This is a genomic window from Dietzia sp. E1 (assembly GCF_014145015.1).
Taxonomy (GTDB): Bacteria; Actinomycetota; Actinomycetes; order Mycobacteriales; family Mycobacteriaceae; genus Dietzia; species Dietzia cinnamea_A.
The window spans coordinates 1-4,822 of sequence record NZ_JAALDU010000463.1 but is presented as its reverse complement, the minus strand read 5'-3'; the positions used below and the strand labels follow the sequence as shown (position 1 = coordinate 4,822).

Genomic DNA, 4,822 nt, shown 5'->3' with positions numbered 1-4,822 from the left:
GGCCGTGGCGCTGGCCGCGGCGTGCGCGCCCGCGCTGTGGTGGCTCGAGACCGTCGCCGGCGTCGCTGCCGGCCTGCCCGGCTCGCCGACGGTCACGCCCGCGTGAGCAGCTCCTGCTCACGGACGAGATCCAGGGACAGCGTCCGGTACCCCTGCTCCTCGAAGAACACGGTGAGGCGGTCGTCGTCGACACTCATGACGATCCCCGCCCCCCACTCCCGGTGGACCACCGCGGACTGGAGAGGGAAGTCCGCCGCATCATGAGTGATGTCCACGGCCGTTCCGGCGTCGCAGGTGTCGCAGTTCCCGCAGGGATCGGCGAGCTCGTCACCGAAGTATCCGAGCAGGAACTGGCGTCGACACCCGTCGGTCTCCGCGTACCCGCGCATCATCTCGATCCGGGAGCGATCGATTCTCTCGAGCGTCTCGGACATCTCCTCCGCGCGGCGCACCGCTTCCTTGGGACGCACGTCCTCGACGAGCTCGAGCCCCTTCTTGCCGGAGGAGAGCAGGCCGGCCGCCTCGAGCAGGTTGACCGCGCCCGTGACACGCTTCCCGCCCGCGTCGACGGCCTTCTTCAGCTTGCTCAGTCGCACCGGCCCGTCCGCTCGGCGCAGGTGACGGACGACGGCTCGGATCACCTCCTCGTCCGCGCTGTGAGACGAGAAGAAGCTGCGGAGGCCGAGGTCCTCGCTGCGGTAGTGCAGTTCGATGGTGGCCGGCTCGCCGTCGCGTCCGGCGCGCCCGGCCTCCTGGTAATAGGTGTCCAGCGAGTCGGGGATGTCGGCGTGGAGGACGAACCGTACGTCCTCCTTGTCGATGCCCATCCCGAACGCGTTCGTCGCCACCACCACGTCGAGGTGACCGTCGAGGAAGGCGCCCAGCGTCTCCTCGCGCTCCGCCGCCTTCTGCCCGGCGTGATAGGCGCGGACCCTCAACGGACGGTCCGCGGCGGCCGAGCGCTCGGCGATGCGAGCCGCGTAGTCCTCGGTGGCCTTGCGGGTCGCGGTGTAGACCAGCCCGGGACCGACCAGTTCGACGGCCCGCTCCACGACCGCGTCCTTCTTGTCGTCGTCCTCCACGTGGCGCCGCACGGCGAGGTGCAACTCCGACCGGTCGAAGCCGCCGGCGAGCACGAGCGCGTCGGACATGGCCAAGCGGTCGAGGATCTCCTCCCGCACCGGTGTCGAGGCGGTCGCGGTGAGCGCGATGACGGTCGGTGACCCCATCCGGTGACGTGCGGTGTCGAGGCGGAGGTAGTCGGGACGGAAGTCGTGCCCCCAGGCGGACACGCAGTGCGCCTCGTCCACGACGAGGAAGCTCGGGCCCGCCTGGCGGAGGCGGTCGAGGACTTCGGGCTTGGCCAACTGCTCGGGGGTGAGGAACACGAAGTCGACGCGCCCGGCGACGACATCGTCCCACGCCTCGGCCTGCGCCCGAGCGCCCATCGAGGAGTTGATCGCCAGCGATCGGGTGGGGGCGTCGTCGGCGAGCTCGTTGAGCCCCTCGCACTGGTCGGTCTGCAACGCGATGAGAGGGGAGACCACGATGCACGGGCCCTCCGCCATGATCCCGGCGAGCTGGTAGATCGCCGACTTGCCGTAACCGGTGGGCAGGACGGCCAGCACATCGCGGCCGCTCACCGCCGCCCGGATCGCCTCGGCCTGCGGCGGCCGCAGATCGTCCCATCCGAAGACGCGCTCCGCCACCTCGAGGGGATCGGTGGGCTCGGCCTGCGTCGTCGTCACGTGTGCGTCCTCTCCGTCGCGGTCGGGCGGCCCGCGGTGGGATGGTCCCGGACACCCGAGGGTAAGCGCATGCCGGACATCGGCCACCGCGTGCGCCCCCCGCGGACCGGTCGCGCCCACCCCGCGGGCGCACCTACAGTCGGCTCATGGAGATGCGCATCACGCTCCGGGTCGACGGCGCGCAGCACGAGCTCACGGTGGACACGCGGACCACGCTGCTGGACGCGCTGCGCGACCGGATCGGCAACTACTCGCCCAAGAAGGGGTGTGACCACGGTCAATGCGGTTCGTGCACCGTGCTGGTCGGCGACCGCCGGGTCACCTCCTGCCTGTCCCTGGCGGTGGCACAGGACGGACGGGACGTCGTCACGGCGGCCGGATTGTCGGAGGACGGGCTCCACCCGGTCCAGCAGGCGTTCATCGATACCGACGCGTTCCAGTGCGGGTACTGCACACCCGGGCAGGTGTGCAGCGTCGTGGGGATGCTCGACGAGGCCGGGCGGGGCGCCCCGAGCCACGTCACGGAGGACCTCGACGCCGAGGTCGAGCTGACCGACGAGGAGATCCGGGAACGGATGAGCGGCAACCTGTGCCGGTGCGCGGCGTACCCGAACATCGTCGCCGCGATACGGCAGGTCCGGGACCCCGCGCCCGCCGACCGGGACGGGGCCCGGCGATGAGACCGTTCCGCTACGAGCGCCCGGAGGACACCGACGCGGCCGTCGCGCTGTTGAGCGAGCATGACGGCGCGAGGCCGCTGGCCGGCGGCACCAACCTGGTCGACCTCATGAAGCTCGGGGTGGCGACCCCCGACGTCATCGTGGACGTGTCCCGGCTCCCGCTGGACACCGTCGACCAGCTGGACGGGGGCGGGGTGCGGATCGGCACCACCGTGCGCAATGCCGACCTGGCCGGACACCCCGTCATTCGCAGGGGCTACCCGGTGCTGAGTCGGGCGCTGCTCTCGGCGGCCTCGCCGCAGCTGCGTAACCTCGCCACGACCGGCGGTAACCTCCTCCAACGGACCCGCTGCGTCTACTTCCAGGACGTCACCACCCCGTGCAACAAGCGTGAGCCGGGCAGCGGATGCTCCGCGATCGGCGGCTACACCCGCTACCACGCGGTCTTCGGCCACTCGGACGACTGCATCGCCACCCACCCCTCCGACATGGCCATCGCGCTGGCCGTGCTCGACGCGACGGTGGTGGCCCTCGGGCCCGGCGGCGAGCGTCGGATACCGGCCACGGAGTTCCACCGCCTGCCGGGCGACCGGCCGCATCTCGACACGGTCCTCGAGCGCGACGAGCTCGTGGTCGCGGTGGAGCTGCCACCGCCGGCTCCCGGCGCCGTCTCCACCTACCGCAAGGTCCGCGACCGGGCGTCGTTCGCCTTCGCGATAGTCTCCGTCGCCGCGCACCTGGAGATCGACGACGACGAGGTGATCACCGGCGTCCGGATCGCGTGCGGCGGTGTGGCGCACAAGCCGTGGCGGGCCACGAAGGCCGAGGAATTGCTCGTCGGCCGTGCCGCCTCGACCACCGCGTTCGCCGAGGCGGCGGACGCCGAACTCGCGGACGCGACGCCCGTAGAGGGGACCGAGTTCAAGATCCCCCTGCTGCGGCGGACCATGATCGCCGTCCTGCGTGACCTCGCGGCCGAGGCCGCGGGCGGTCGCACGGGCGCCACCGGAGAGGAGGATCCGCGATGAGCGCCATCGGCACCTCGACCCCGCGGCTCGACGGGCCCCCCAAGGTCACCGGGACCGCGCAGTACGCCTTCGAACACACCGGGCCCGGCGAGCCCGTGTTCCTCCACCCGGTCACGTCCACCATCGCGCGTGGCTCCGTCTCCTCCATGGACACCGCCGATGCCGAGGCTCAGCCCGGGGTGCTGGCCGTCCTCACGCCGTGGAACGCCCCGCGGCTGGCCGACACCTCCGAGCGCGAGTACGTGATCTGTCAGGACACCGACGTGCTCTACCGCGGCCAGCCGATCGGTCTCGTCCTGGCCGAGACGGCGGAGGCGGCCCGGTGGGCGCAGTCGCTGGTGCGGGTGGAGTACGACCAGCAGCCCCACGACGTCGGCTTCCGCACCGACCACCCGGACGTCTACGAGCCCGAGGTGGTCAACGGCGGCTACGAGCCCGCGTCCTCGACCGGCGAGATGGGGCCGTCGCTCGCCCGCGCGCAGACGCATGGCCACGTGGTGGATCAGAGCTACTCCACGCCGGAGGAGCACAACAACCCGATGGAGCCGCACGCCGTCTCGGCGCACTGGGACCCTGACGGCCCGTTGCTGACCATGTACGACTCCACACAGTCCCCGCACGGCGTGGCCTCCACGCTCGCGCCCGTCCTCGGGCTGGGGGCCGAGCAGATCCGGGTGATCGCCCCGCACGTCGGCGGCGGGTTCGGATCCAAGGGCGCGCCGCACGCCCACGACGTGTTGGCGGCGCTGGGCGCCATGCATCTGCCGGGCCGACTCGTCAAGTATGCGGTGACCCGGCAGCAGATGTTCGTCTTCGTAGGTTACCGCCCGCGGACGGTCTCGCGGATCCGGTTGGCCGCCGACGCGGACGGCCGCCTCACCGCGATCGGTCACGAGGCGTGGTCGCAGAGTTCGCGGGTCAAGGAGTTCGTCGAGCAGTCGGCCGTGCCGTCGCGCTCGATGTACGCCGCGCCCAATCGCCGGACCTTCCACCACGCCGTCCCCCTGGACGTGCCGGCCCCGTACTGGATGCGGGCGCCGGGGGAGGCCCCGGGTGCGTTCGCGGCCGAGGTCGCGATGGACGAACTCGCCGAGGCGTGCGGGCTCGACCCGATCGAGTTGCGGGTGCGCAACGACCCGGAGACCGACCCTGAGTCCGGTAGACCGTGGTCCTCGCGGCGTCTGGTCGACTGCCTGCGCGAGGGCGCCGAGCGCTTCGGGTGGTCCGAGCGCCCCGCGACACCGGCGTCCCGCCGGGACGGTCGCTGGCTGGTCGGCTACGGCGTCGCCAGCGCCGCGTACCCGCACATGGTGCAGCCCGGGTCGCAGGCCACGATCCGCGCGGAGGGCGGCGGCCGCTACCGCGT

Annotated in this window: 4 protein-coding genes; 3 read left to right on the top strand and 1 reads right to left on the bottom strand. The window is 72.0% G+C overall.

Annotated features, from left to right (window positions below):
• Positions 1 to 92: 92 nt before the first annotated feature.
• Entirely contained in the window at positions 93 to 1,748 is a 1,656-nt protein-coding gene (locus tag G6030_RS16895) for a RecQ family ATP-dependent DNA helicase (RefSeq protein WP_182643547.1), read from the bottom strand.
• Between the two features lie 146 nt (positions 1,749 to 1,894).
• Between G6030_RS16895 and G6030_RS13990 the strand changes: the two genes are divergently transcribed.
• From G6030_RS13990 to G6030_RS13980, 3 genes are all read left to right on the top strand, one after another.
• Entirely contained in the window at positions 1,895 to 2,428 is a 534-nt protein-coding gene (locus G6030_RS13990) for a 2Fe-2S iron-sulfur cluster-binding protein (RefSeq protein ID WP_182643546.1), read from the top strand.
• Positions 2,425 to 3,456, top strand: a complete 1,032-nt coding sequence (locus G6030_RS13985; RefSeq protein ID WP_182643545.1) for a xanthine dehydrogenase family protein subunit M — start codon at positions 2,425 to 2,427, stop codon at positions 3,454 to 3,456. The genes G6030_RS13990 and G6030_RS13985 overlap by 4 nt, the downstream gene beginning before the upstream one ends.
• Positions 3,453 to 4,822: xanthine dehydrogenase family protein molybdopterin-binding subunit (locus G6030_RS13980; protein WP_182643544.1), on the top strand; the 1,370-nt coding region annotated here is incomplete at its 3' end. The genes G6030_RS13985 and G6030_RS13980, both read left to right, overlap by 4 nt.

Coding starts and splice junctions, on each gene's coding strand:
- G6030_RS13990 (WP_182643546.1), top strand. CDS start 1,895: ATGGAGATGCGCATCACGCTCCGGGTCGACGGCGCGCAGCACGAGCTC.
- G6030_RS13985 (WP_182643545.1), top strand. CDS start 2,425: ATGAGACCGTTCCGCTACGAGCGCCCGGAGGACACCGACGCGGCCGTC.